Annotated in this window: 23 protein-coding genes, 1 tRNA gene and 1 pseudogene; 11 read left to right on the top strand and 14 right to left on the bottom strand. The window is 53.2% G+C overall.

Features of this window, described 5'->3' with window-relative positions; translation table 11 throughout:
- Positions 1–34: 34 nt before the first annotated feature.
- The 6 genes from clcA to SYC_RS00160 all read right to left on the bottom strand — a co-directional run bounded on the left by clcA (position 35) and on the right by SYC_RS00160 (position 10,031).
- Positions 35–1,426: a H(+)/Cl(-) exchange transporter ClcA gene (gene clcA / locus SYC_RS00185; RefSeq protein WP_011242346.1), complete on the bottom strand. Its 1,392-nt coding sequence runs from the start codon at positions 1,424–1,426 to the stop codon at positions 35–37.
- 42 nt (positions 1,427–1,468) lie between these two features.
- Positions 1,469–3,514 carry an amylo-alpha-1,6-glucosidase gene (locus SYC_RS00180; protein ID WP_011242345.1) on the bottom strand — a complete coding sequence of 682 codons (2,046 nt, stop codon included), beginning with the start codon at positions 3,512–3,514 and terminating at the stop codon, positions 1,469–1,471.
- Positions 3,515–3,526: 12 nt separating this feature from the next.
- The gene (locus tag SYC_RS00175; protein ID WP_011242344.1) at positions 3,527–6,199 is read right to left on the bottom strand and encodes an MGH1-like glycoside hydrolase domain-containing protein; all 2,673 of its coding nucleotides are present in this window, start codon (positions 6,197–6,199) and stop codon (positions 3,527–3,529) included.
- Between the two features lie 100 nt (positions 6,200–6,299).
- Positions 6,300–7,100, bottom strand: coding sequence for a glucose 1-dehydrogenase (locus SYC_RS00170; protein WP_011242343.1), 801 nt, complete (start codon positions 7,098–7,100; stop codon positions 6,300–6,302).
- Positions 7,101–7,168: 68 nt separating this feature from the next.
- Positions 7,169–8,755, bottom strand: coding sequence for a GMC oxidoreductase (locus tag SYC_RS00165; protein WP_011242342.1), 1,587 nt, complete (start codon positions 8,753–8,755; stop codon positions 7,169–7,171).
- Between the two features lie 466 nt (positions 8,756–9,221).
- Positions 9,222–10,031, bottom strand: a complete 810-nt coding sequence (locus tag SYC_RS00160) for an aquaporin family protein (protein WP_011242341.1) — start codon at positions 10,029–10,031, stop codon at positions 9,222–9,224.
- 613 nt (positions 10,032–10,644) lie between these two features.
- Here SYC_RS00160 and SYC_RS00155 point away from each other — a divergent pair.
- The 5 genes from SYC_RS00155 (at position 10,645) to SYC_RS13940 (ending at position 14,392) form a co-directional block, all read left to right on the top strand.
- On the top strand, positions 10,645–12,888 hold the full coding sequence (locus tag SYC_RS00155; protein ID WP_011242340.1) for a heavy metal translocating P-type ATPase: 2,244 nt from the start codon (positions 10,645–10,647) through the stop codon (positions 12,886–12,888).
- A 33-nt stretch (positions 12,889–12,921) separates the two neighbouring features.
- A complete protein-coding gene (locus tag SYC_RS00150) occupies positions 12,922–13,440 on the top strand; it encodes a cupredoxin domain-containing protein (protein WP_011242339.1) in 519 nt (172 codons plus the stop codon).
- Between the two features lie 72 nt (positions 13,441–13,512).
- Positions 13,513–13,737: a DUF305 domain-containing protein gene (locus tag SYC_RS00145; RefSeq protein ID WP_231621296.1), complete on the top strand. Its 225-nt coding sequence runs from the start codon at positions 13,513–13,515 to the stop codon at positions 13,735–13,737.
- An 8-nt stretch (positions 13,738–13,745) separates the two neighbouring features.
- Positions 13,746–13,910, top strand: a complete 165-nt coding sequence (locus SYC_RS13705) for a hypothetical protein (RefSeq protein WP_155813841.1) — start codon at positions 13,746–13,748, stop codon at positions 13,908–13,910.
- Positions 13,911–14,242: 332 nt separating this feature from the next.
- The gene (locus SYC_RS13940) at positions 14,243–14,392 is read left to right on the top strand and encodes a hypothetical protein (RefSeq protein ID WP_162010014.1); all 150 of its coding nucleotides are present in this window, start codon (positions 14,243–14,245) and stop codon (positions 14,390–14,392) included.
- A 57-nt stretch (positions 14,393–14,449) separates the two neighbouring features.
- Here SYC_RS13940 and ppk1 read toward each other — a convergent pair whose 3' ends face one another.
- Positions 14,450–16,609, bottom strand: coding sequence for a polyphosphate kinase 1 (ppk1, locus tag SYC_RS00135; RefSeq protein ID WP_198407993.1), 2,160 nt, complete (start codon positions 16,607–16,609; stop codon positions 14,450–14,452).
- A gap of 74 nt (positions 16,610–16,683) precedes the next feature.
- Entirely contained in the window at positions 16,684–17,124 is a 441-nt protein-coding gene (locus SYC_RS00130; RefSeq protein WP_041677068.1) for a TerB family tellurite resistance protein, read from the bottom strand.
- A gap of 100 nt (positions 17,125–17,224) precedes the next feature.
- On the opposite strand from SYC_RS00130, the gene SYC_RS00125 reads away from it, so the two are divergent.
- A tRNA-Gly gene (locus tag SYC_RS00125) sits at positions 17,225–17,296 on the top strand.
- 577 nt (positions 17,297–17,873) lie between these two features.
- Here SYC_RS00125 and SYC_RS00120 read toward each other — a convergent pair.
- Positions 17,874–18,191 (bottom strand): hypothetical protein, encoded by a 318-nt coding sequence (locus tag SYC_RS00120; protein WP_011242335.1) that lies wholly within the window; start codon positions 18,189–18,191, stop codon positions 17,874–17,876.
- Positions 18,192–18,527: 336 nt separating this feature from the next.
- On the opposite strand from SYC_RS00120, the gene SYC_RS00115 reads away from it, so the two are divergent.
- A complete protein-coding gene (locus tag SYC_RS00115; protein ID WP_231621294.1) occupies positions 18,528–18,998 on the top strand; it encodes a YbjN domain-containing protein in 471 nt (156 codons plus the stop codon).
- Between the two features lie 268 nt (positions 18,999–19,266).
- Positions 19,267–19,404 (top strand): hypothetical protein, encoded by a 138-nt coding sequence (locus SYC_RS14060; RefSeq protein WP_155813837.1) that lies wholly within the window; start codon positions 19,267–19,269, stop codon positions 19,402–19,404.
- 276 nt (positions 19,405–19,680) lie between these two features.
- On the opposite strand, the gene SYC_RS14055 is transcribed toward SYC_RS14060, so the two are convergent.
- The gene (locus SYC_RS14055; protein WP_039755696.1) at positions 19,681–19,869 is read right to left on the bottom strand and encodes a hypothetical protein; all 189 of its coding nucleotides are present in this window, start codon (positions 19,867–19,869) and stop codon (positions 19,681–19,683) included.
- 528 nt (positions 19,870–20,397) lie between these two features.
- On the opposite strand from SYC_RS14055, the pseudogene SYC_RS00105 reads away from it, so the two are divergent.
- From SYC_RS00105 to SYC_RS13695, 3 genes and pseudogenes are all read left to right on the top strand, one after another.
- Positions 20,398–21,293, top strand: a pseudogene (locus SYC_RS00105) (ADP-ribosylglycohydrolase family protein).
- Positions 21,217–21,912: a hypothetical protein gene (locus SYC_RS00100; protein ID WP_155813835.1), complete on the top strand. Its 696-nt coding sequence runs from the start codon at positions 21,217–21,219 to the stop codon at positions 21,910–21,912. The pseudogene SYC_RS00105 and the gene SYC_RS00100 overlap by 77 nt, the downstream one beginning before the upstream one ends.
- Positions 21,913–21,957: 45 nt before the next feature.
- Complete coding sequence (locus tag SYC_RS13695) at positions 21,958–22,119, top strand: hypothetical protein (protein WP_155813833.1); 162 nt, start codon at positions 21,958–21,960, stop codon at positions 22,117–22,119.
- A gap of 397 nt (positions 22,120–22,516) precedes the next feature.
- Here SYC_RS13695 and SYC_RS13690 read toward each other — a convergent pair whose 3' ends face one another.
- From SYC_RS13690 to SYC_RS00085, 4 genes are all read right to left on the bottom strand, one after another.
- Positions 22,517–22,819, bottom strand: a complete 303-nt coding sequence (locus tag SYC_RS13690) for a hypothetical protein (RefSeq protein ID WP_126147952.1) — start codon at positions 22,817–22,819, stop codon at positions 22,517–22,519.
- Positions 22,801–22,959 carry a hypothetical protein gene (locus SYC_RS13965; RefSeq protein WP_011242331.1) on the bottom strand — a complete coding sequence of 53 codons (159 nt, stop codon included), beginning with the start codon at positions 22,957–22,959 and terminating at the stop codon, positions 22,801–22,803. The genes SYC_RS13690 and SYC_RS13965 overlap by 19 nt, the downstream gene beginning before the upstream one ends.
- Positions 22,960–23,134: 175 nt before the next feature.
- Positions 23,135–23,809: an acyltransferase gene (locus tag SYC_RS00090; protein ID WP_011242330.1), complete on the bottom strand. Its 675-nt coding sequence runs from the start codon at positions 23,807–23,809 to the stop codon at positions 23,135–23,137.
- A 12-nt stretch (positions 23,810–23,821) separates the two neighbouring features.
- Positions 23,822–24,889 carry a hypothetical protein gene (locus SYC_RS00085; RefSeq protein WP_011378082.1) on the bottom strand — a complete coding sequence of 356 codons (1,068 nt, stop codon included), beginning with the start codon at positions 24,887–24,889 and terminating at the stop codon, positions 23,822–23,824.
- Positions 24,890–25,205: the final 316 nt, after the last annotated feature.

Below are 25,205 nucleotides of genomic sequence, written 5' to 3'. Positions count from 1 at the left end.
CAATGGCTGCTGTGGGTAATCTGCAGATACTTTGCTAAAGATCGATCGCCCCATTCTGAGCCTTCGGTGTTGGCACAGCAATCCCTGCCTTAGCCAGTTGCCGTTCGAGCAAGACCGTATAGATGGGGCGGCTGCCCAGTCCATGAGCGATCAGGGTTGCTGCCGAGCAACTCACCATGATCGGCAGGATGAGTTGATAGTTACTGGTAATTTCAGTCGTTAACAAAATGGCGGTCAGCGGTGACTGAATGGTGGCCGCAACGAATGCTCCCATCCCCGCGATCGCAAGTACCTCCGGCGGCAGCAATAATCCTGGCAACCAGTCGATCGTTAATTGCCCCAATCCTAGAGAAAACAAAGTAGCGATCGAGAGCAGTGGAGCAAAGATCCCGCCCGGTGCGCCGGAGCCATAACAGAGGAGCGTCAGGGCAAATCGCAGGCTGCACAGTAACAGCAATGTGTGGATCGGCTCGACCGTATCAAACGCCCAAAGCACCAGATTTTCGCCACTGTTGGTTGCGGGAGGATAGAGCCAGCTGACCAAGCCAATGAAACCACCAACGCCCAGCCCTGTTAGCCGCAGGGGCAGTCCATGGAGGGTGGCAAAGCAGTTGAGACTCCAGACCAGCAGCCGGTTAAAGCTATAGCCGATCGCTCCACAAGCCAGCCCCAGCAGCACAAACACCCAGAGAGAGGAGAGGGGCGGCGCCCCAAACTGCGCCAGCTCAATCGTGGGTCCTTTGCCGAGTAGGAGCTGGAGACCAATCGTCGCGGTAATGCAGGCGATCGTCACGGCCTGATAAGCTCTCAGGCGATTCTGAAAGGTGGGCCGCATTTCTTCAAAAACGAAGACGATTCCGGCTAAGGGTGCATTGAAAGCAGTTGCTAAACCAGCCCCAGCACTCGCTGCCACCAGCACCCGCGCTTGCTCGGTTGAAGCTCGAAACCAGTCCGAGACCATCTGACCGATCGCACCGCCCATTTGAATCGTCGGGCCTTCGCGACCCATGACCATGCCACTGCCGAGGGTCAAAATGCCAGCGAGAAATTTCACCGGCAACACCCGCCACCAGAACAGTGAGAAAAAACCGGCTAGCCAGCCTTCAATTTGGGGAATGCCGCTACCAGACGTATCGGGAGCGAAGCGGCGCATCAGGTAAAACCCCAGTGCTACCATCCCGCTAGACAGCAGGACTGAGGCAACTAATTCCGGCCCTTGAGGCAAAGACGCTAGCCAGCGGACACGCCCGTTCAGAGTAGCCGAGGTCAGCCAACGAAAAGCGCCACCCACCAGCCCGACCATCAACCCCGCGATCGCGGCCCAAAGCAGCACCAGATTAAGTCCCTCAGAGGCTTCGAGAAAGCGTCGGAATCGCATCCGTGATGCGAGGAGCGAGGAGACAAAGCTGTGGGAGTCTGGGGTCATGGGCAGCTAAGAAAGACGGGTCAAGTAGCCCAAGGTAGGTGATCAGGTCAGAGCGATCGCAGCAGGATCAGGGGACACTGCCGTCTGGTGAATCACTGTCCAAGCGCGCAGAATTTCACCCACGGACCAAGCTTGGGCAATGCAGCCGCGCGGGAGAAAGGGTGCATCGCCATCAAAGATTTCGCTAATCGTTCCCAGCCCTGCAGTTTGCAAGTGATGGGCGATCGGTTGCAAAACCTGAGCTGCCAAGGCGCGATCGCCAAAGGCGGCATAGTGGGCGATCGCAAAAGAGCCCAAGAGCCGAGCCCAAACGGTGCCTTGGTGATAAGCCGCATCGCGCTGGGTTTGGTCGCCGCCGTAGTGCCCCTGATATTGCGGATGACGAGGATCGAGACTCCGCAGTCCAAAAGACGTTAATAACTGCTGACCGCAGAGGGTCACCACCTGTTGTTGCTGGTCAGGCGTGAGTAGTGCCGGCTGATCGCGATCGCAACCGAGGGAAATTGCTAGCAGTTGATTGGGGCGTAGGCTAGCATCTGACCCCGTGGGGCTGTCGAGTACATCGAAACAGTAGCCCCGATCTGCTTGCCAAAACCGCTGAAATCCCTGCAAGGTCGCTTCTGCCAGTTGGTCGTAGTCAGTGCTGGGCTGCCCTAAACACCGAGCAAAGTGAGCCAGCGATCGCAGGGCGGCATACCAAAGGGCATTGATCTCGACTGGCTTACCAATGCGAGGCGTCACTACCCAGTCGCCAACTTTGGCATCCATCCAAGTGAGCTGCACACCTGCTGCTCCCGCAGTCAGCAGACCATCTTGAGGATCAAGGTGAATATTGAAGCGGGTGCCCCGTTGATGCCAGCCAATGATGTTCTGCAGCACTGGAAAAATCTCGGCCAGTAGCGTCTTATCCCCACTGCAATCGAGGTATTGACGGACAGCTTCCACATACCAAAGGGTGGCATCCACCGTGTTGTAGTCGGCATCGGTGAGGGGATTGCCATCGTCAGGGAAGCGATTAGGCAACATTCCCTGACTAACAAACTGGGCGAACGTGAGCAGAATTTCTCGGGCGAGATCGGGCCAACCTGTCGCTAGCGTCAACCCCGGTAGGCTGATCATCGTGTCTCGACCCCAGTCGGCGAACCAGTGGTAACCCGCGAGAATGCTTTTGCCCTGGGGATGATTGGGCAGCGGACGATCGACAATGAACTGATCTGCCGCCAACACCAGTTGCCGCACCCAATCAGGGGCTTGATCCGCCAAGGTCGGATTCGCTGCCTGCCATTGTTGGAGCTTGGCTTGCGTCCGATCTTGGTAGCGCTGGAGGGAAGCCGCCGCATCCAGATCCGGGCTGGCTTCAGTACTGGCAATAAGGCAAAGCGTCTCACCGGGATTGAGCGTCACCGTCAGCGAACCCACCCTCAGGTTGTCATCGCGATCGTCCAGTCCTCGTTCGGCCTCAACTGCCAGCTCAAAGTCGCGATACCACTCAGGGGCGATCGCCCACTTGCCCCAAGTTGCGAACAAATAGAAAGGAGTCGCTTCTGGAAAAGCTGTTACCTTCAAGCCGCGATCGACGGGCTGCACATCCATGCGCCAATCGCCCGCCTGGGTGCGACTGTGGTAACCGCGATAGTTGACCAGCCCCTTAACGGTAAGCTGCAGCGGCAGACTGCCCCGTTCAAAACGATAGGAAATAAGGGTGGTGTTGGCGCCCGGCTCCATCCAGATTCGCTTTTCTAGTCGGGCATCGGCGATCGCAAATTGCCAGACCGGTATGGTGCCCTCCAACCCAAACTGCTCAATCTGCTCGTAGCCTCGAGGAGCAACGGTGCCGTCAACCCAGCGGGTCGTACTCAAAGGCAGCGATAGCTTGCCATAGTCGACTTGCTCATCGAGATGTGTGACTAGCAAGGTGCGATCGAGGGGTGGCTTCAGCGCTGCTACTAAAAGTCCGTGGTAGCTGCGAGTCGGAAGTCCAGCGACCGTGCCTGAGGCGTAACCACCAATTCCGTTAGTGACCAGCCATTCGCGCTGCTGGGCGATCGCGAGATCACTACAAATCTCTCGGCCGAAAGTAATGGTCATCGTCGCAGGCCCCTAAAACGATGGCATCAAGCCCAGAGAGTCGTAGAAAGTCTCGTCGTTTAGTTCTTGAATCAACTGGGCAACCAAGGCAGTCCAGCCAGTTTGCTGACTCGCGCCCAGACCTTTGCCGGTATCACCGTGGAAGTATTCATGGAACAGCAGCAGATCACGCCAGTGGGGATCGATCTGGAAGCGTTCGATGTCGCCGTAAGTGGGTCGAGAACCATCAGGTTGCGTGCGGAAGATGTTGACCAGCCGTTGCGACAGTTCTTGGGCGACCTGTTTGAGTGTCATCAGTTGTCCTGAGCCAGTGGGACATTCAACCTGGAACTCGTCGCCGAGGTAGTGGTAGTAGCGCTGTAGCGCTTCGATCAAGAGATAGTTCATAGGGAACCAGATCGGGCCGCGCCAGTTGGAATTGCCGCCAAAGGTGGCGCTGGTCGATTCTCCCGGCTCGTAGTCCACCCCGAAGCTGTTGCCTTGATAGTGAAGAACGAAGGGGTCTTGAGCATGGGCCTTCGAGATCGAGCGAATGCCGTAGGGCGACAGAAATTCGTCCTCATTGAGTAGTCGCTGCAGTAACCGCCGCAGCTGATCAGGACTAGCGATCGCGAGAAGATGGCGTTGTTCGCTGCATTCCGTTGTTGTGCAGACAACGTTGTTGATCAGTTCCGGGTGATGCTTGGCGGCCCAGTCCATCACCTCTTGAATGTCAGACAAGTCATGGACAAATTTAGGCTCCAGCGTCAGCACGGCCAGCATTGGCGCTAATCCCACCAAGGAGTAGACCTGTAGCTGCTCCTCACTGTCATCAGGGAGCCGGAGGGCACTGAAGTAGAAGCCGTGTGTCTCGTCCCACAACGCCAGATTGTCATCACCCATTTGATTCATCGCCTGGGCAATGTTGAGGAACTGCCGCACAAAGCTGCTGATCGCGTGGTCGTAAATCGTGCCTTGCTGATTCAGCTCCAGGGCGATCGCCAGCATATTGAGCGAAAACAGTCCCATCCAAGCGGTGCCATCGGACTGTTCAAGGTAGCCGCCCGTTGGGAGAGGAGCGCTGCGATTGAAAATTGTGATGTTATCCAGTCCTAGAAAACCGCCTTGGAATAGGCTCTTATCGTCACGGTCTTCTCGGTTCAGCCACCAGTAGTAATTCGGTAACAGGCGCTGGAATATCTGCTGTAGAAATTCGCGATCGCCCTCGCCAGTTCTAACCTTTTCTGATTGGTAAATCTTCCAAGCGGCCCAAGCCTGAACAGGCGGATTGACATCACCAAAGGCCCACTCATAGGCCGGAATCTGACCCTTAGGACTGACGTAGTTATCGCTTAGCAACAGGCGTAGCTGCTGTTTGGCAAACTCAGGATCGATGAGTGCCATCACGACGCAGTGAAAGGCCCAGTCCCAAGCCGCAAACCAAGGGTATTCCCACTTGTCAGGCATGAGGATGACCTCGTTGGCAGAGAACATGCGCCAATTGGTATTGCGGCCCTTGCTCCGGGGACTTGGTGGCGGTGGTTGTCCTGCATCACCCTGCAGCCAAGTCTGCACTTCGTAGAGATAGACCTGCTTACTCCAGAGCAAAGCAGCTAAAGCTTGGCGCTGAATTAGGCGATCGCCGTCGCCCAGTTTAGGAAAGAGCGTTTGGTAAAAGTCGTCGGCTTCCTGCTGCCGTTGGCTGAAGCTGTCAGCAAAATCGGTGTCAAAAGCAGCAGTCTGGGGGCGATCGCAAAAGCGAAGTTGGAGCGTGACGGTTTGGCCGGCTGGGATTTCTAAGCGATAGCAAGCCGCCGCTTTCGTGCCGGTCTGCACCGGATTGACTGCCTCGCGATCGCCTTCGATTAGGTATTGATGAAACGCATCCTTGACGTAAGGCGACGGATTAGTGCTGCCAAACAGTCGTGCAAAGTTCGTTTCGTTGTCGGTAAACAGCAGCTCTAGCTCGGCACCATTTACCCGATCGCAGTAAAGCCAGCGATCGCCGTAATCGCGGTGGCTCAGTTTGATCGCTTGGTCATCAACTTGTGTGAGCCTGCCGGCAGGCACCTCCCCTGTCCAAGTCCAGGTATTACGCAGCCATAATGTCGGTAGCACCGCGATCGGGGCAGTTTGCAGTCCGCGATTGGTGATCTGGAGGCGAATGCCAAGGTCAGATGGCGTTGCTTTGGCATATTCCGCTTCGATATCGAAATAGCCGCTGTCAAAAATGCCGGTATCGAGCAGCTCATACTCCGGCTCGAACTTTGATCGCTGCCCATTGACCGTGACAAGTGTCTCGTAGGGGTAGGCCGCTTGGGGATATTTATACCGCCAGCGCATGTAGCTGTGGGTAGGGGTGTTGTCGACGTAAAAGTAGTATTCTTTGACGTCTTCCCCGTGGTTTCCCTCAGAATTTGTCAAGCCAAACAGCCGCTCTTTCAGAATGGGATCGTTGCCATTCCAAAAGGCCAGCGCAAAGCAGATATTGGCTTGGCGATCGCAAAAACCACCCAGCCCATCTTCCCCCCAGCGATAAGCCCGCGATCGCGCATGATCATGGGGGAAATAATCCCAAGCATCGCCGCCAGCACTGTAGTCTTCGCGCACCGTGCCCCACTGCCGCTCACTCAGATAGGGTCCCCATTGTCGCCAAGGCGAATTGGGTTCCACGCTCTGCTGAATTCGCTGTTGTTCAGGATTCATGAGGCTGTTCCAAGCTGAGATAAATAGGGCGATCGCGAAAACAGAATTAGGGCGCTCCAACAAGCACTAAGGCTGGAACGATCACCTCAGTCATCCCTGCCTATTGCTCGTGGTAATTCCAGAGCAGTCCGCCATCAGCAAAGATCGTTGTGCCTGTAATGTAGTCAGCATCAGGGGATGCAAGAAATAGCACAAGGGAAGCAATATCCTTGGGCTTGCCGAGGCGCTTTAGGGGGATATTACCGAGGAGTGCATTCAGCTCGGTTGGATTATTCAACAGGTTTGTATTGATCGGCGTCTCGATCGCCCCTGGGGCAACATTATTGATCGTAATCCCGTACTCTCCTAGTTCAACTGCCAGATCGCGAGTCATCATTTTGATGCCACCTTTACTGAGGCAATAGGAAGCAAAATTGGGGAAAGGCAACTCTTCGTGAACGGAGCTGATATTGATAATCTTGCCAGGGCGTTTTGTTTCTAAAAGATGTTGTACTAACGCTTGAGCAGCAAAGAAAGCCCCCTTGAGATTGACATTAAGAACCATGTCGTAATCAGCCTCAGTCACCTCCCAGAAAGGAGCCCGCCGTTCCATCCCAGCATTGTTGACTAAGATATCGAGCTTGCCAAAGTGCTTAATGCTTTCGGCAACAAGATTACGAACCTGGGTGACATCGCCCAGATCCGCCTGCACCACATAGCCTTCTGGCGCATGATCTTTGGCTAAATGACATTGAGCACCCGCCGCTTCTACCTGCTTGCGAGTCTCTTCCGCACCTTCCGGGTGAGAGCGATAGTCAATGACAACGCTGGCTCCTTCCGAGGCGAGCCGAATGGCAATTTCTTGGCCGATGCCTTGGCTACTGCCTGTAACGAGCGCGATTTGATTATCGAGTTTGCCCATGGGTAGTCATCCTTGAGTTGTTTCGTGAGAGCTAGCTACGGATCAAAATTGTGAAAACGCGGATTCACCTAGCCCAGCCGCTCGAGCAGGTGATCGCCCACCCGTAGAGCGTTGGCAATGATCGTCAAGGTCGGGTTGACCGCAGCACTGGAGCAGAAGAAGCTGCTGTCAACCACATAGAGGTTGTCAACATCGTGAGCCTGACAGTTGAGATCGAGCACTGATGTTGTCGGGTCTTCCCCAAAGCGACAGGTGCCGCACTGGTGTCCCAACACCTGAATGGGCGAACTACTGCGGGGATAGAGGTCAAAGGGAAGAACGTGATCGGCACGGTCGACTGCTTTCAGAATGTCAATCCAGCGATGAACCAAGCGCTGAGTCGACTCAGTGTTATTTGGCGTGTAGTCCAAATGAATTTGGTCGTTCACGACTCGCACCCGATTGTTTGGATCAGGCAGGTCTTCCGTTTGGAACCACCAGCCCACTGAGTGCTGAGCCGCAGCCTGGTATTGAGGCCCTAAATCAACATCCAGCCTGGGCACGAACTTGAGCAGTGATGCCAGTAATCCCGGCGCTTCAGCCGGCATCATGTCGGGCAACACATTGCCCGTATTTTGGATGAAGCCCATTGGGTAGTCGTAACCGTCTTCGCCCCAATAGAAGTCGCTGACTGCGATCGTTTTTTGGTAGACCGACTCATTTTTCTTGGCGTTAAGTGCCACCATCGCCGTCGTCAAGTGCTTCATGAAGTAGCGCCCGACCTGATCGGAACTGTTGGCTAGGCCATTGGGATGGCGATCGCTCACCGATCGCAGCAGCAGAGCGGCGGAGTTCGCAGCGCCACAACTGACCACCACCACATCGCCCTTGAACAGAACAGTCTCACCACCAATTTGGGTTTCCACTGCCGTCACCTCGCGGCCCGATTCATTGGTCAGTAACCGCAGTACTTTGGCCTCGGTCTTGAGGGTGACGTTTGGGTAAGTCAGCGCTGGTGTGACGGCATTAACTTCACTATCGGCTTTGCCCCGCACCAAACAGGGAAAACCATCACAGCTATCGCAGCGGATGCAGTCCCAGAGGGCACGCTCTGTCTCGTTAAGTTTGAGACCTACGGGCAAATGGAACGGCTTCAGTCCTTGTCCTTTCAGCCCGTCATAGATCTCCTGCATGCGGGGTTCATGACTGACTGCCGGATAGGGGTAAGGAGTTTGGCGCGGTGGGGCGGTGGGATCGTTGCCATCCTCGCCGTGAACATCAAATAGGGCTTCAGCTTGACTGTAGTAAGGCTCAAAGTCTGCGTATTTTAGTGGCCACTCGGGCGAGATCCCATCCCGATGTTGAACGGCTTCAAAGTCGCGCTCCCGCAGACGGAGCAAAGCAGCCCCATAAACTTTGGTGTTGCCTCCTACCCAGTAGCTCATCTGGGGTCGAAAGGCTGTTCCCTGTTTGTCGTACCACTGATCATGGGTGTGGTAGCGCTCCTTGCCGTAGACCTCAGTCGCGCTCCAGTTTTCCTTTTCACGGGGAAGATAAGGCCCTTGCTCAAGAATCAGAATCTTCTTGCCGCTTGGAGCAAGGCGATGGAGTAGCGTTCCTCCTCCAGCCCCAGTGCCAATGATGACAATGTCGTAGTCAGTTTGATTGATAGCCATTGGGGAAAAATCTTAGGCGTTAGCAAAGGAGCTGTTGGCGATCAAGGCGCACCATTAGATTGCGCGGAGGCACCGACTAGCCAAGACCATCACTCAGAAGAGGGTGTCTCTAACTGCGCAAGCTGCTCGGGATATATCAGAGCCCCTAAGCCCCTTCTTTGTTGATGCCGGGAGTCTACCCTGGTCAATATCCGGGCCACACATTTACTCCACTCGGCAGATGTTTGGAACTGAAGCCTACCGAGTTCACCATAACGCTCGTTTTTGAGAGCGCTAGAACCTTTTATTTTTTATAAATGTCCCTAGACTTACCATTGCTTTGGGTGGACTGCGAGGTGACAAAGGATAAAGTTTCTTATCTCCTAGAGGATAAGAAAAATTCACAATTATTGCTATTAATAAGGTGAACTAGGCCTTTTGTTAGGCTGCGATCGCATCCAATCTGTCTGGCAGCCATATTTTTGACCTATCTCAGATGAGGACGATGCCAATGAATGAGATGGCCGCAGTGTATACAGCGATACAAAGGATCATGGTAGAGCTTGGCACAGAAGATTTTGCGAGGCCCGATCATTCGCAGATAGAGTTCTGCTGCAGTTAACATGCCTGCGATCGGTGCAAGGAAATAAAGCCAGATAGCTGTCCAAATACCCGAGGGTAAAGCTGAGGCAACGGTTCGAGCAGGGTTCATGCCAAACCCTGAGAGCGGCGATTCAAAAATGACGTAGCTGACAATGAGACAGCCCGCAAAAAATGGAGTGAATCGCTCTAGCTTTGGCTGATTGCTGGTGAAGAGAACCATACTCATCATGAGTACAGCAATGAAATACTCTGCGATACATGCAACGATCGCCCCCTGTTTTCCAGGGACCGTGACTACATAGTTGACCGGTGCTTGGGTAAAGGGAGTTTGTAGTAAAAAGGCAACCAGCACGACTCCTAGAAGTCCACCAATAAACTGAAAAACAACGTAGAAAAAAGCATCCCAGGCAGCAATTTTTTTAAGCCGGTAGAACGTGAGCGTTACGGCTGGGTTGATATGAGCCCCCGATCGCTTTCCCCAAGGTGAATACATGATGATCATTGCCGTCAAACCCATCCCCAAGCCCATCACGACTCGCTGTAGGAAAGGGTCTGCGATCGCTTGATAGGCAGGAGATTGGGGATAGAAGACAAGCGTTCCGACAACCCCAGCTGCCACCATAAACAGCCCAAGCCCCCAAGCTTCAATTAAGTATTCTGGCCAGTGGTGTTTAAGTGCTCTAAGCATCTTCATAGAGACTGGATCGCAGAGGAATGGAGTGGGTCGTCGTTGCGCAGAGGCAGGAACGAATGATGATCCCAGTCGAGTCAGAGATAGGCGATGGCTGGGATCAACTGACCGGATCAGGCTGATTGACTCAAGCCAGCACGGACTGTCAGCCTAATGTTTACCCTTCAGGTTGTGAGCCAATAACCAAAGGAAAGGCGATCGCACCTTGATTACAGCTCATTCAACTAACTGACTTCAATGCCACTAGCGTAACGAAGGCCTGAGCGCTGAATCTGGGGCAATAGAAGAGCTCAACATGCTTAAAACGTCCTGCTCAAGCTCATAGTTGCTAGTGGATCCAATGCGGTTCGACAAAACGAAAGAGGCATTGACGAGGGGCCGTCGCTCAAGCGGGCAAAGCACTTGAGCCTTAACATGTGCTTGACTCCGATCGTTCTCTCCTCAGCTTGGCTACGTCTGGGAGCAAGCAGTAGAGCAGGTCGAAAGAGGCCCAATTGGGCTGGGGCAGGGCGATCGCGCTTTTAAGAGAAGTTTTGTCACTCGTCTTGACTCTGCAGTCAACTAGAGACTTAAGACTGGGGACGATTAGAGCTACGTTCGAGTCTGGAGTCCAGTCATGGTCAATCAGCAAACTCTGACGCTGCGAGGCATGGGCTGTGCTGCTTGTGCGGGTCGTATTGAAGCCCTCATTCAGGCATTGCCGGGGGTGCAGGAGTGCAGCGTCAATTTTGGTGCAGAGCAGGCGCAGGTCTGCTATGACCCCGCTTTGACTCAGGTGGCAGCGATTCAGGCCGCTATTGAGGCTGCAGGCTACCACGCTTTTCCCCTCCAAGACCCCTGGGATAACGAAGTTGAAGCGCAGGAGCGGCATCGCCGTGCCCGATCGCAACGGCAATTGGCCCAGCGAGTGTGGGTGAGTGGACTAATCGCCAGCTTATTGGTGATTGGCTCGCTGCCGATGATGCTAGGCATCTCAATTCCAGGCATTCCCATGTGGCTGCACCATCCTGGGCTCCAACTGGGGCTGACGCTACCGGTGTTGTGGGCGGGGCGGAGTTTCTTCATCAATGCCTGGAAAGCCTTCCGTCAAAACACCGCCACGATGGATACCTTGGTGGCAGTGGGAACCGGTGCCGCCTTCCTCTACTCCTTAGCAGTCACCCTGTTTCCCCAGTGGTTAACCCGTCAGGGGCTGCCGCCGGATGTCTACTACGAAGCGATCGCGGTGATCATTGCCCTGCTGTTACTGGGGCGATCGCTCGAGGAGCGTGCCAAGGGGCAGACCTCCGCCGCGATTCGGCAGTTAATTGGCTTGCAGGCCAAAACTGCGCGAGTACTGCGCCAAGGCCAGGAACTCACCCTGCCAATTACGGAAGTTCAAGTAGAGGACTGGGTGCGGGTTCGACCTGGGGAAAAAGTTCCAGTCGATGGTGAGGTTATCGATGGACGGTCGACCGTGGATGAGTCGATGGTCACGGGTGAAAGTCTACCTGTCCAGAAACAAGTCGGCGATGAGGTGATTGGCGCCACCCTCAATAAAACTGGCAGCTTGACGATACGGGCGACTCGGGTTGGCCGTGAAACTTTTCTGGCACAGATTGTCCAACTCGTGCAGCAGGCGCAAGCTTCCAAAGCCCCGATTCAGCGCTTGGCGGATCAAGTGACAGGCTGGTTTGTGCCAGCGGTGATTGCGATCGCCATCCTCACCTTTGTGCTCTGGTTTAACTGGATAGGCAACGTGACCTTAGCCCTGATCACGGCGGTTGGTGTCCTGATCATTGCCTGTCCCTGTGCGTTAGGGCTGGCAACCCCGACCTCCATCATGGTCGGAACAGGCAAAGGCGCTGAGTACGGCATTTTGATTAAAAGTGCCGAGAGCTTGGAGCTGGCGCAAACAATTCAGACCGTCATCCTCGATAAAACCGGCACTCTCACCCAAGGACAGCCCAGTGTCACTGATTTTCTGGCGATCGGCGATCGCGACCAACAGCAAACCCTACTCGGTTGGGCAGCAAGTCTTGAGAACTACTCCGAGCATCCTTTAGCTGAAGCGATCGTTCGCTATGGCGAAGCTCAAGGAATCACACTCTCGACTGTCACGGACTTTGAGGCCATTCCTGGCAGTGGTGTTCAGGGTCAGGTTGAAGGCATCTGGCTCCAGATTGGCACTCAGCGCTGGCTTGGTGAATTGGGTATTGAAACCTCTGCTCTACAGAATCAGTGGGAAGACTGGGAAGCTGCAGGCAAAACCGTAGTCGGGGTCGCCGCTGACGGTCACCTGCAAGCAATTCTCAGCATTGCCGATCAGCTCAAACCCAGCTCAGTCGCCGTGGTGCGATCGCTGCAACGACTGGGACTACAGGTCGTCATGCTGACAGGCGATAACCGCCGCACCGCAGACGCGATCGCCCAGGCCGTGGGTATTACTCAAGTCCTCGCAGAAGTGCGACCCGACCAAAAAGCAGCCCAGGTCGCCCAGCTCCAAAGTCGCGGTCAAGTCGTAGCGATGGTCGGGGATGGCATCAATGACGCACCGGCACTAGCCCAAGCGGATGTGGGGATTGCCATTGGCACTGGAACGGATGTTGCGATCGCCGCTAATGACATCACCTTGATTTCCGGCGACCTGCAGGGCATCGTCACGGCGATTCAGCTCTCCCGCGCCACGATGACCAACATTCGTCAGAATCTCTTCTTCGCCTTCATCTACAACGTTGCCGGTATTCCCATTGCAGCAGGTATCCTCTACCCCCTGCTGGGTTGGTTGCTTAGCCCGATGCTGGCCGGCGCTGCCATGGCCTTTAGCTCTGTCTCAGTGGTGACTAATGCCCTACGACTACGCCAGTTTCAGCCTCGCTAATTTCCTTGTCGCTCTGCTTTTGAGGACCGATCAATGACTCTATTAACTTTGTTCTTGTCTGGCACCCTGACTGTCGGGAATGCGGGATGGATGGTCGCTCCCCCGCCTGCTGCAATCGCGGTAACCACTGGCTCGGACGCTGCACCCTTCCGTGCTGTCGCCCAACCTGTTTGGGCTAAAACAACCGTCACGGGCGCGGGTCTCGTCCTGATTGGCTGGGAATTGTGGTGGTTTTTGGTGCGCCGCGCCAAACCCCAGACAGCTGCGATCGCGGAGACATGGCAGGAGCTGACAATTACGGTGGATGGTGGCTACCAACCCAGCCATGTGGTCGTCCAAGCCGGTCAGCCGCTGCGACTTCATTTCGATCGCCGCGATCCCAATCACTGCCTTGATGAGGTCCGCTTCCCCGATTTCCAGATCGCCCAGCACCTACCCAATAACCAAGTCACTGCGATCGAATTCCTCCCCACCCAACCCGGTCGCTACGAGTTCACCTGCGGCATGGCCATGTTTCGTGGGGTGCTCGAAGTGCAGCCTGCCTCAGCCTAAAGGCCAGCCAAGGCCAACATGACCGTCTTACCCATTTTTTCTAGTCCTTGACTCTAGATGGGAAGACGTGTCATGAAACTCGCGAGATGGATGGTGAACGGTAGCCCGAGCCTTGGTCTGTTGCTCGGTCTTACTCCCAGTGCGATCGCGATGGCGGAAGACGGTTTGGCAAAGTCGGGGGATTCCTTTGTGCGATCGATTTCTGGGGACATCCTTTGCGCCCAAAGCGATGAGATTCGCCAGTTCAGCGGTCTTCTCTGGGGCGATCGCTTGCCGCCTACTTCCCAATTCAAATGAGTCAGGTGATGTTGATCATGATTCGGATTCATTCTGCTCTCCTACTGATTACTGGTCTTGGTCTCGTGCTATCTCTGGGAGCGATCGCCCCGGCACAGGCTGAACCCACCCCCAGTTGCCCAACCACCCAATCTCAGACGACCTGTCCGGCTCCCCAAACTCAGCAGGGCTGACAGTCTTCTGGCTTCGGGCAACGGTCTTAGCGGGCTCAACGAGGGCTTGTTCTTCCCTGCTTCCATTGCAGAATCGACACACAGGCTTAAGGGAATTGGAGCGCTCTCGAATCTCCTCAGTTGGCGGACTTGAATAAAAACAATTCCCAACCCTTGCTTGTCCTATGTCTCGCAGTGAGCAGCTTCAGCACCTGATCTTGAGTTACTACTGAGAAGACCCGGACTTGGTTGCTAATTTGGCGATCATGCGTCACTGCCAAATCAGTCGTTTTTGGTTTGTGCTTCGCATCGATTGTCCAAATTCAGACATTGCCGACCGCCTTGCGGCAGGATTGTCTCAGCTGCGCGCTCCCGTTGCCGAACTCAAGCTAGCTCGCCACATCAAGCTGCGATCGCCCGGTCAGCGTTCTCAGTTGTTCCCGGTACAGGTGCCACAACTGGACTCTTCTCCCCTCAAAGGCAGCGATCGCCGTCCCGAGTGAACTGGGATCTACCGGACAGGTGTGGCTCGGATCCATGGCCCTGATGAGTAGCGGGCGCTAGCGGGTGGTAGCCGCGCGATTCATGAATTGCTGCTGCGAACTATGGGGAGTCTCGGGATCCACCGGTTGCCGGAGTTGGTACTCACCACTGGGCAGTAAATCCCAGGCCAGTCGGTCGTCGGCTAAGGAAATATCCAGGATTGCCCGCAGTTCTGCTGCGATCGCTTCATCTTCAATAGGGGTAATCGCTTCTACGCGGCGATCGAGGTTACGGGTCATCCAGTCCGCACTGCCGATGAAAAACTCTTCCTGGCCGTTGTTGTGGAAGCTGAAGATGCGCGAGTGTTCGAGGAAGCGGCCAATGATACTAATCACCCGAATGCGATCGCTCAACCCCGGCACACCCGGTCGTAGGCAGCAGACCCCCCGCACAATCAAATCAATCTCGACGCCAGCTTGTGAGGCCTCATAGAGCTTGAGGATGATTTTAGGATCAACTAGCGAGTTCATCTTGGCGCGAATCGCTGCCGGACGCCCTGCGATCGCATGCTGAATTTCGCGATCGATCAGGCCGATCATTTGCTCCCGCAAGCTGACCGGCGCAATCAGCAGCTTGCGATAGTCCCGTTGCTTCGAGAAACCCGTCAGGTAGTTGAAGAGTTCAGAAATATCAGCGCCCAAATCCTCACGGCAGCTCAAGAGCCCCAAGTCAGTGTAGATGCGGGCTGCTTTGGAGTTGTAGTTGCCGGTGCCGATATGAACATAGCGACGGATTTGGTTGCGCTCTTGGCGAACCACCAACACCACTTTGGTGTGAATCTTGAGACCCACTAAGCCATAGACAACATGCACACCTGCTTTCTCAAGGCGCCGCGCCCAGGTGATGTTGTTCTCTTCATCAAAGCGAGCTTTGAGTTCTACAAGAGCGAGCACCTGCTTGCCATGCTCCGCAGCCTGCATCAGGCTCTGCACAATCGGCGAATCTCCCGAGGTGCGATAGAGCGTCATTTTGATAGCCAGCACGTGGGGATCTGTTGCGGCTTGGGCAACGAACTGTTCGACTGAAGCCGCAAAAGAATCGTAGGGGTGATGCATCAACAGGTCGCGCTGGCGAATCACCGTAAAGATGTCTTCGCTTTCCTCACTGGGCTTAGAACGCTGCAGGTCTTCGCCAACGGGCATTTGTACCCGCCGCAATCGCTTGGGAACCACTTGCGTCCAAGGCTGATCCTTCAGTTCGGGCAACGGCAAGGACGTCAGCGACATCAGGTCTTCAAGGCTCAGGAGACCGGGTAGGGCATAGACATCCTGCGGATCGAGGTCCATGCCGTTCATCAGGATTTCGAGGATGGAGGCTGGAGAGCCTGCCTCAATTTCTAGGCGGACGACTGAGCCTGCCCCCAGGCGTCGCTTACGCAATTCTTGTTCGATCGCCAACAGCAGATCGTCAGCTTCGTCTTCCTTGACATCGAGGTCAGCATCGCGGGTGACACGGAAGACAAACCAATCGATCACGCTCATGCCTGGGAAAAGCGTGCTGAGGTTGTGGGCGATTACCTGTTCGATCGGTACGCCCATCCAGACAATCGGTTGCTGCGATCGCCGGCGGGTTTTGGCCGGCAGTTCAATAAAGCGCGGCAGAATGTTCGGCACCTTAATCCGCGCAAACTGCTCCTCGCCAACACTGTCGTCTTGGATCAAGACCGCCAAGTTGAGACTGAGATTGGAAATGTGGGGGAAGGGGTGCGCCGGATCAACCGCGAGCGGTGTCAAGACTGGAAAAATCTGCGCTGCGAAATACTGATCGAGGTATCGCTGTTGGGTGCGGTTGAGGTCGTTGTAGTTGAGCAGATGGATGCCCGTTTCAGCCAGCAGGGGGCGTAGCTCTCGGTAGAAATGGCTGTGTTGTTGCTCCACCAGGGGGCCAAGGCAGGCTCGAATTTGCTCGAGTTGCTCCGCTGGGGTGAGGCCATCGGGCGATCGCTTGCTGACGCCAGCCTCAATTTGCTGCAAGAGACTCGCCACGCGCACCATGAAGTATTCATCGAGGTTATTGCTGAAAATCCCCATGAACTTGAGGCGTTCCAGCAGAGGCGTGCGGGGGTCGAGGGCTTGGTGTAGAACGCGCTGATTGAAAGCCAGCCAGCTAATTTCACGATTAAAGAAATTTTCTGGCCGATTCAGTTCAATCGCAGCATCGGTCATGGCCAATCTCATCACAGAATCAGCCGCTGATCCTAGCAAGGGATGCATAGCAACTCCGGCTGTTTAGAACACAGGTCAGTTCAGCCTCACTGAAAGAGATGCTTGGCTCCATTTAGGGCGCGGCGCACGAGACCACTCAATCCCTGGACTAAGCCTGGGGCCGCTTGCCGATACTCTCCTTCGTCGCGACTTGCGGGAATCTGCGCCATCAGTGAGTGGATTTCATCCAGTAGGCTATGCTCACTGCGATTAACAACGCCGTCGGCCATCAGTAGATTGGCGATCGTGGCCAGAGCCGCCAAGCGTGTTGGGGTGCTGGTCCCCTGTAGAAAGGTAACAAGCCAAGCTTCCAGTTGAGGCAGTCCGATTGGGGTTTCGAGGAGTACCAGCAAGTCTGGATCGTGATCAAGCTTCTGCCGCTCCAGAAGAGTTTGCAGGTACTGTCGCTCTGGCTGATCGAGGTCCCCGTCGACCCAAGCGGCACCAATGACGAGCTGCATCAACAGTTTGCGCTGGGTTGCATTCACAGACAGTTCCTCTGAGCCTGTTCGCACTCTAGCGGAAGCGGGGGTCAGAAGTGACGACAATCCGCCTATAATGGCGATCGCTACTTAAGTCAGTGCCACTGCGGGCGTAATTCAGTGGTAGAATGTCAGCTTCCCAAGCTGAACGTCGTGGGTTCGAGTCCCATCGCCCGCTTGATAGAAAGTTCTTCCTTAGAGTGGACGTAAAAATTCGCTCATGGATAACTTTCGCGCCAAACTAAAACTTTGGGTCGTAGAGCGAACCTTTACTTGGTTAGAGAATACATGCTGACTCTACCGAGATGATGAAAAGCTACCAGAACATCAAGAAAGTTTCACCTATTACAGTCTCTAGCTTGAGATTCTGCCTCTACTCGCTTCAGCCAGCCAAGCCAGTAGTACATAGCTTTCTATGGCGTTAGGAGTCCTTTTGAATCTCCAATCTCACCATCCACAGAGGCGCGAGCAATATCTTTTTTCGAGCGAATCCGTTCCAGCTTGGAGCGACACCAGATCCACTCTTCAGCACCTTTTTGGATCACGGCAACTAGGGAAAAAGCAAAAGCATTCTCATACTCTAATTACTTTTAATAACTCTACTTGCTTATCAGAAAGCAAAAGTTATTTAAAATGGGCAAAAATATTATGGCGTCAACGTCTTAAAGATTGAGAAAAACTATTTAGCAAACAATACATCTAATTAAATGCCGGCCACTCCACCGCCTGTGGATCAGGCTGTTTGGGGCTTGCGACTACTGCTGACCGACTGAAGCGTGTCGTTGACCCTCGGGCCAGCAAGGTGGATTGTCTAAAGACTGGAGCGGCCGTGTGACCCATGCCTTGACAGGACTCTGGGTGAGGTCTAACGCCCTTGGCAGATTACCAACCGCTAACTGACATTCCTCAAAGAGATGCCCAATCAGCGTCCGAGGCACGGGGTCATAGTTACCCTCAAAGGCCGAGACCACCAACAGGTCAACCTGTAGCCCCAGCGAAAAGAGATCGCCACAGAAGACTTCCAACGTGCGATCGCTGACTTCAGGATCAACATCAAAGGCGTTGAGGAGCACAGCAAAGGACGCCCAGACAAAACGTCTTTAGCCTATCAGTCCCAAGTGTGGACAGAGCCTTACCACGATTACCCGAGTAAGGCATATGATCACCATTTGTCATTCGCATCTGAACTAAGACAGCTGCTTTTGCAATCTGGACAATGGGGACATCGAATTCAAACAAACCGATGGCCGATACAGCATGGCGTGTTCGCTATCTTCTGCCCACCGACCAAGTGCGGACACATCGAGAAATTATCGTGCAGGCGCAAAGCCAATCAGACGCCGTTCGTGTTGCACAAGCGATGATTCCAGGAGCCCGAATTAAGGGAGGCCCTCAGCCTGTATGAAGCTTTGACCGCCCTTGATGGATTCCACGATCACACCTACCCCCCAAACTTAACGACCATGATGCTGACTAACGACTTGATTACGCCCGATAACGTCTCCAAAGACTTACTCAAAGCAATCTATGATGCAGCTTTTATTGAAACAGCATGGGACGACGACGGAGATCTCAAGATCAAAGATGAGCTGAACTGTACTGTCATGATTTCCGAGAATCAAACAAGAATCATGATATTTACTATCTTCGAGTTTGAAGAGGGATTCAGTCGAGAACAAAAGCTTGACTTGGCCAATAAGATTAATGATGAGTATGCATTTGTACGTGCATCTCTCACGGAATATGACACGCTGCTCTTTGACTATAGTTTCTACTTGAAAGGTGGGCTGACGAAAAAGAACTTAGTTCTAGGCACCCGATTTTTCCAGTCGATTCCTCTGGAAGCGATTCATGAGCACGGCAAAGAGATGGTGGTCTAGTCAAGGCTAGGAACTGCGATCGCGGCTATCACTGAATACCTTATGTTCATCGGATACAGCGGATTTCTCATGGATTAGAGACAGTAATTTCTCACTTCTGTTCTACCCCAGAAAGCCTCTTCGCTTTCGTGAGACAGATATAACTTGTAAAGGTCGTCAGTCAAGGAGGATGTCTTGAATGAGTTCAAAAAAGTATATTTGTCCTGTTTGCAAGCAAAGAACCGGCGTCAACATCCTCTATGGTATGCCTACACCTGAGGCGTTTGAAATGGCTGCGCGACAAGAGATTGCCTTAGGCGGTTGCTGTATTGGCTGGGAAGATCCAGAGCGCCAATGCCTGAGTTGTGGTCATGAATGGCGCATCAAGCGTCGAAAGGTAGAGATTGAGAACTACATCCTCTATTAAGAGCTACTGCTAGCAGAGTCTCCTTATGTGCAGATGAAGGTCTAGCGAGTCGAGTAGATTCAATTCTTTTTTATAACAGCTATCTAGCTTCCCTCTTTTCTCTGCTTCTTGTTTTTAGAGGCAATATATTCTGTCTCTTTCATGAGCTAAACGCTATTACTATCATAATCTATAATCACAGCATCATAGTCATCACTAACTCAGCGATCATAGTCTAAGTCAATCATTCTTTTCTCTTCTGTGGTCATTTTATTGGGAGTATCCGATTTCTCAGGATTATTCCTCGCTTGATTTCTCGTGACTCAAAATTTCAGACTGATCCTCAGATTTCATAACATTCTCTTCATCATCAAGGATCTCATCATCAGCCTCATCCACACCCAGTCGAAGTCTCTTCCCTTCTACGGTAATGAGGACTAAACCATCACAATCCCATTTGCTGGAAACTCTCTTCTTGCCTTTCATTGTAGTGAGCCTAAGCTTCTAGAAACGAGAGTATTTTATTTTCTGAAAAGTGTCTTCCAGAGGTCGAACTAGATCTCTATGAGGATACGGCCTCTCACCGTGACGGAGCAGTTGCGCGATCGCACTGCCACTCCACCATGCTCAAGGGCTCGGCAACGAACAACGGATAATCCGCGACTCAGCATAAAACTGGAGGGGTTGACAAGATGATTGCGCTTGATATAAACTTATGTAGTGGCAACCAATCGAGGTGCTGCGTATAACTTCAGGGAGTCTGAAGACCATGAACAACCCTTTCCGCAATGCTCGATTTGAGCAAAGTCACCTCTTAGCGAGTGTTGACAGAATTTTTGCAACTTCCTGACTGTGTTGAGCTTTCTGTTTTAAGACTGCGCAATTGTGACTTGTCACGCCACCTAGTGGCGATCGCCACTAGGTGGCTCTCTTAAATTGCGAGTCCTGATAGAGATCTGAAACCTCAGCGACTCAACGTAATCATTGCTAGCTTTTCATTGAGAGGTGGAGTTGATGTCATCAATCACACAACTGTCTCGTGCCCAAGCCTGTTTCCTTGGTCTTGCCATCGGCGATGCACTCGGTGCACCTGTTGAGTTTCAAAAGCCTGATCTTTTGAACCGATTACCGGCTATCGCGATGGCGGGCCTTTCAACCTCAAAGCCGGTCAATGGACAGATGATTCTTCCATGGCTTTATGTCTCGCAGAATCACTTCTGGCCTGCGGCAAGTTGGATTTAAAAGATAACCTCGATCGCTACTGTCGTTGGTGGCAACACGGCGAAAACTCGGTCATCGGCGATTGCTTTGACATTGGTAATGGCACTCACTCTGCTCTCAGTCATTACCTCAGGACAGGGGAAGTTGAAGCAGGGGGCTTAAATGCTCTGGGAAACGGCGCTCTGATGAGGATGGCTCCGATTCCCATTTGGTCCAACCAAGATATTGCCGATGCCATTGACTTAGCTCAACAGAGTACCGTCACGACTCATCGTCATCCCCAAGCGATCGCTCTTTCGGGATACTTTGCCGAGCTACTGGTTCGAGCCTTGCAAGGAGAGTCAAAGACAGACTTGCTTTCAGGGCATTGGTATCAACATCCTGATGCTGAGATTGTGGAAGTGGTTCGAGGTAGTTGGCAAACCTCGACAAACATCCGCGCTCAGGGTCATGCCCTCTATGCCTTGGAAGCTGCTCTCTGGGCATTTGGAACCACCACATCCTTTGCAGATTGCTTACTCGCAGCGGTGAATCTGGGCGAAGATTCCGATACCGTGGGAGCGATCGCAGGACAGATTGCGGGTGCCCACTACGGGCTCGAAGCAATCCCTGATGACTGGATTGCAGGATTACAAGATAGCGATCGCTTCCAAACTTTGGCAGAGAAACTTTTCAATCGCAGCATTTAGCCCTCATTTTATTCAATTCAAAGAAGGAATCAGTCACTTTTCTCAAGCACAAACACATCACAATTGGATCTCGATGATCCAAACTATCCATTCAAGAAACAGGAGATACCCTATGACACAACAATCAGACCTCGAGAGAAACCAAGAGCTGCAAGAGCTAATCAATATGGCCAAAGAGCGGGTTGGAGACCTGCTCAGTGATGCTGAAATCGAAGAAGTCGCGCAGTCTGTTCTAGAAGAGATGGAAGATCGAAACAGGCGTTTCCGAGGCGATGGTGACTTCCAAGACCTAGAGGACTCTGAGGAAAAGCCTCGAAAGCGGGGGCGACCCAGGATTAAAAAAGAAGAGAACGACCGTGTCAAAGAGTTAGAAGATGAGATTGAAAGACTGAACCAAGAGAAAGCTCTTGCAGAAAAACAAGTCCTCAGACTTCGTTTTGAGGGGTTAGTCAATCGGTGGTTTTACGAGCAAAAGCTGACGCCTGTAATTGTTAATCGTGATGATCTGGTGAATTACCTAGAGGGTCTAGAGACTGGCACCCTTCAGCTGGATCAAGATGAAACCGTCACTACTTTCTTGATTGATCTACTAGAGGCATTACCCAGTCAAATCGATTGATAAGATCTAATATCCAATTATTCATTTACCAGAGAGGTCATACCGATGGCTAAGAAATATTCCTACGTTGATTTAATGGCTGAACGGAAGCAGGCTCTGTTCTGTGGGGATGAACGAAAGGCAGCATTACTATTAGCACTGGCTGAAAAGCTAGTCGAGAAAGACTTGGTCTCTGATGATGAATTGTTAGCAGGTGCTTATATTTAGAATTCTTTGGTGATCTCTTCTAATGTGAAGTCATGATTAAAGGATTAGCTCTAACTTTTTAGATTTCTCATCAATTTTACAGATGTTTTGATGGTCAAACAAGGAGAGAAAGAATGGCAAAGAGATACTACTACTTCGAGTTAATTTCTGAACGCAAACAAGCTCTTCGTTGTGGAGATGAGCGGAAAGCAGCTTTACTTCTAGCACTCGCCGAAAAGCTAGTCAAGAAGGGATTAGTTTCTAACGACGAAATGATAGGAGCTGCTTACGCCTAGTCGAGCAATTAAGCTATAGCGGGATGCCCCTAGCTCGTGCGTAAAAATGCCCTCGGGAATAGACTTACACAGTCATCTTGGGGGCATTATTAAATCAGATACACTACTATCTAGACATTGCTTTATATAATTTTACAAAATTGATCTAACTCTACATTACGGCGCCTTTCATTGAGCAATTCACCATCAAACATCCAATACTTTGAACCACTTGCTGCAGATGTTTTATAACCAACACCATGAAGAGCTTTAAGGGCAGCGGCTGAAAGACTAAGAACTTCTCCTTGAAAATCAACTTTGCCTCCACTGACAACAGTAGCGGTGAGCGCCTCATCTCGTGAACAAGTAAGAGTATCTCCAGCTTTAATGCCCAAAGAATCCAGACTTAAACGTGGACAACGGGCCTTTACTTTTTCAAGAGCCACTTATGCATCGAGCGAAAGTTCAGACAGCGATCGCCTTCTGGTGCTGTGCCCCGTGCCAAACAGAACTGCATGGGATAGTCGTTGGCAAACAAGCAGTAACAGCAGTCTCCGATGTAGAGAAAAGCTCGGGGTTTGACCATGCCTTCAGCGTAACGAGGGAATGATCAAACTCAAGCTGATCGCTGCAAGTCGTCGCCAAGCAGCGATCGCTCCGAGAGAATGGACGGCTTCTGCCCAAGAGGCCAGCTTTCAGATCATCCAGCGACAGTCCCGTGAGTAATGGCTCCCTCTTCACCTTTCCTATGCAACAGCTTCTTAGAGGGCATCCTGATGCTCAATCGCTAGGCTCGTCTGTTGCTGCGTCGGATCAGCCAACACTGTGCGTTGCTTCAGAATTCGTGCTGGAGATCCAACGAGGACGGACCCTGCTGGATAGCTTCCCCTCGTTAAAGCTTGGGCTCCTACGATACTGCCATCGCCTAACTGGGTCCCCCCCCTAACGATCGCTGCCGTACAGATCCAGCAGTCTGCACCAATTTGAACTGGTCGATTGGAAATGGGCTGGTCATCAATTGGGCGGGTGGGATCATCGTAGCGATGCTCTGTCGGGTTGATGACTGCATGAGAGGCGATGCGGGTCATGCGTCCAATGCTAGTTCCGCTGTTGGCAAACACGATCGCGAAGGAGTTCACCGAGACATCCCCTTCCAGCACGAGATCGCCTGAATAGGCCAAGAGTTTAGTGCGCGGATAGAGGGTGCAGCCTGGGCCAATGCGAATACGGGCTCCTGCTTTTGCAACGAGCTCTACCTCATCGTGAATGATGCAGCCCGGGGCAATCCAAATCCGCTCCTCACCGCTGAGCTGCAGGTGGCGGCCGACACGATCGGCCTGAATCTGCGGGTAGAGCCACTGGTAAAACCGGGCGCGCCAAGCGGGTTGATGCCAAGACCAACGACGGCGAAGTCCTCGCAATAGCGATCGCAGCATGCCACCTCCTTGTTACGGTTCTAGCGACTGGAGCGATCGCTCGGCCGCCTGAATGCGTGCCCAGTGTAGTCGAAGGTGGAGCCAGCGCTGCCAACTTCCGCGATAGGGACGTAGCGATCGCAGTGAAAAACTACGACAGGGCCAGTTGAGCAAGAGGCGACTATTCACATTGGCAGTAGAGAGGGAATAGACCGTTGGTTGCCAACCAGATTGGCGCAAAGCCGCAATCATCAATTCCGCAGGGTAGCCACCGAGGGACTCTGGCAGGCACTGAATGCGATCGCACCAGTCCTGCGCAGCAATCCAATCCGCTACGTCGAGTGCCTTGAAGCGTGGATGTAGCTTCAGCAAAACTGGCCGAGGGGTTTTGAGCAGCGGTTGGCACCAATCAGTCAGCAGGAGCCAAAAGTCCTCAGGCTGCCGCAGCTGTGGCAACAGATTGGGTAATAACAACAGAATGGGGTCGAGATCTTGGGGTAGATGTTCTGTCGCAGCTTGCCATTGTTGCGGAAACTCCGTGGCATGCCAGCAAAACTGCTGATAATCCTGCCAAATCTGTCGATAAAACTGGGGGGCCACCCATTGCCAGCGCTGAGGCGGATGGTTGTACCAGCAAGGCCGATGACTGAGGACATAGCGTCGCTGCCGCGATGATCGCGAACGCAGTGATAGCTCTAGCAAGGATTGCAGGCACGCTTGCACTTCATCACGCTGACGATAGTAGAAACCCAAACTATCGCCACAGATCCAGGTCTCGGGCCGGTTGCTGAGAAACTGACGCTGTTTTGCTTGCCACTCGACATTAATCAGCACCCGTCGATAGGGCTGAGATGCTGCCGCCTCGGGACTGAGCCAGCGATCGCCACGATCGCGCCAAGAGAGCCATGCTTGGAGATGCTGCTCGACCCACTGGCGTCGCTCTGCACCATAGGCACCAGTGAGCACTACATCCACCGAGTCTGGGCTGCCCGCAGCAGCCAACGCAGCGAACTGACCCACCAGCTGCAGGATGCCTCCGCTGACAATGAGGGTTGCATGGTGGGGGCTGTTATCGGGCGAGATGGGATGACCCACACTCATGACGGATTTCCGAGAGCCCAATTCCCAGCCAAAGCTGCTTGACCGAATACCCCACACAACCTGCAGACGTGCGATCGCTTAGTTCTCCAGTCGCATAGAGCGATCACATGGACGGGCTGTGTGTAGCCAGGGATTTTCTCAACTTGCCGCGAGTCAGGCCGCCCTTGCAAGGTTGGATTAGTAGCAGGATCGGTTAGAGCACAGGGCTGTGAGAGGTCAGAAGTGGAGTTCAGCATCGCCCCACTTTAGCAAGACAAAAGGGCAAGACCCTAGGCCCCGCCCAACAGCGACTGAGACCAGCGGTCGCAATCGAATG

Source organism: Synechococcus elongatus PCC 6301, assembly GCF_000010065.1.
Lineage (GTDB): Bacteria > Cyanobacteriota > Cyanobacteriia > Synechococcales > Synechococcaceae > Synechococcus > Synechococcus elongatus.
This window is presented reverse-complemented; position numbering and strand designations above follow the sequence as displayed.

Excerpts from the sequence above, each read along its gene's own strand:
- SYC_RS00170 (WP_011242343.1), bottom strand. The coding sequence starts at position 7,100 with ATGGGCAAACTCGATAATCAAATCGCGCTCGTTACAGGCAGTAGCCAA.
- SYC_RS00145 (WP_231621296.1), top strand. The coding sequence starts at position 13,513 with ATGAAACTCGCGAGATGGATGGTGAACGGTAGCCCGAGCCTTGGTCTG.
- SYC_RS00175 (WP_011242344.1), bottom strand. The coding sequence starts at position 6,199 with ATGAATCCTGAACAACAGCGAATTCAGCAGAGCGTGGAACCCAATTCG.
- SYC_RS13705 (WP_155813841.1), top strand. The coding sequence starts at position 13,746 with ATGTTGATCATGATTCGGATTCATTCTGCTCTCCTACTGATTACTGGT.
- ppk1 (WP_198407993.1), bottom strand. The coding sequence starts at position 16,609 with ATGAGATTGGCCATGACCGATGCTGCGATTGAACTGAATCGGCCAGAA.
- SYC_RS13965 (WP_011242331.1), bottom strand. The coding sequence starts at position 22,959 with ATGGTCAAACCCCGAGCTTTTCTCTACATCGGAGACTGCTGTTACTGC.
- SYC_RS14055 (WP_039755696.1), bottom strand. The coding sequence starts at position 19,869 with ATGAAAGGCAAGAAGAGAGTTTCCAGCAAATGGGATTGTGATGGTTTA.
- SYC_RS00150 (WP_011242339.1), top strand. The coding sequence starts at position 12,922 with ATGACTCTATTAACTTTGTTCTTGTCTGGCACCCTGACTGTCGGGAAT.
- SYC_RS14060 (WP_155813837.1), top strand. The coding sequence starts at position 19,267 with ATGGCTGCGCGACAAGAGATTGCCTTAGGCGGTTGCTGTATTGGCTGG.
- SYC_RS00180 (WP_011242345.1), bottom strand. The coding sequence starts at position 3,514 with ATGACCATTACTTTCGGCCGAGAGATTTGTAGTGATCTCGCGATCGCC.
- clcA (WP_011242346.1), bottom strand. The coding sequence starts at position 1,426 with ATGACCCCAGACTCCCACAGCTTTGTCTCCTCGCTCCTCGCATCACGG.
- SYC_RS00155 (WP_011242340.1), top strand. The coding sequence starts at position 10,645 with ATGGTCAATCAGCAAACTCTGACGCTGCGAGGCATGGGCTGTGCTGCT.
- SYC_RS13695 (WP_155813833.1), top strand. The coding sequence starts at position 21,958 with ATGGCTAAGAAATATTCCTACGTTGATTTAATGGCTGAACGGAAGCAG.
- SYC_RS00085 (WP_011378082.1), bottom strand. The coding sequence starts at position 24,889 with ATGAGTGTGGGTCATCCCATCTCGCCCGATAACAGCCCCCACCATGCA.
- SYC_RS00100 (WP_155813835.1), top strand. The coding sequence starts at position 21,217 with ATGACTGGATTGCAGGATTACAAGATAGCGATCGCTTCCAAACTTTGG.
- SYC_RS00160 (WP_011242341.1), bottom strand. The coding sequence starts at position 10,031 with ATGAAGATGCTTAGAGCACTTAAACACCACTGGCCAGAATACTTAATT.
- SYC_RS00165 (WP_011242342.1), bottom strand. The coding sequence starts at position 8,755 with ATGGCTATCAATCAAACTGACTACGACATTGTCATCATTGGCACTGGG.
- SYC_RS00090 (WP_011242330.1), bottom strand. The coding sequence starts at position 23,809 with ATGCTGCGATCGCTATTGCGAGGACTTCGCCGTCGTTGGTCTTGGCAT.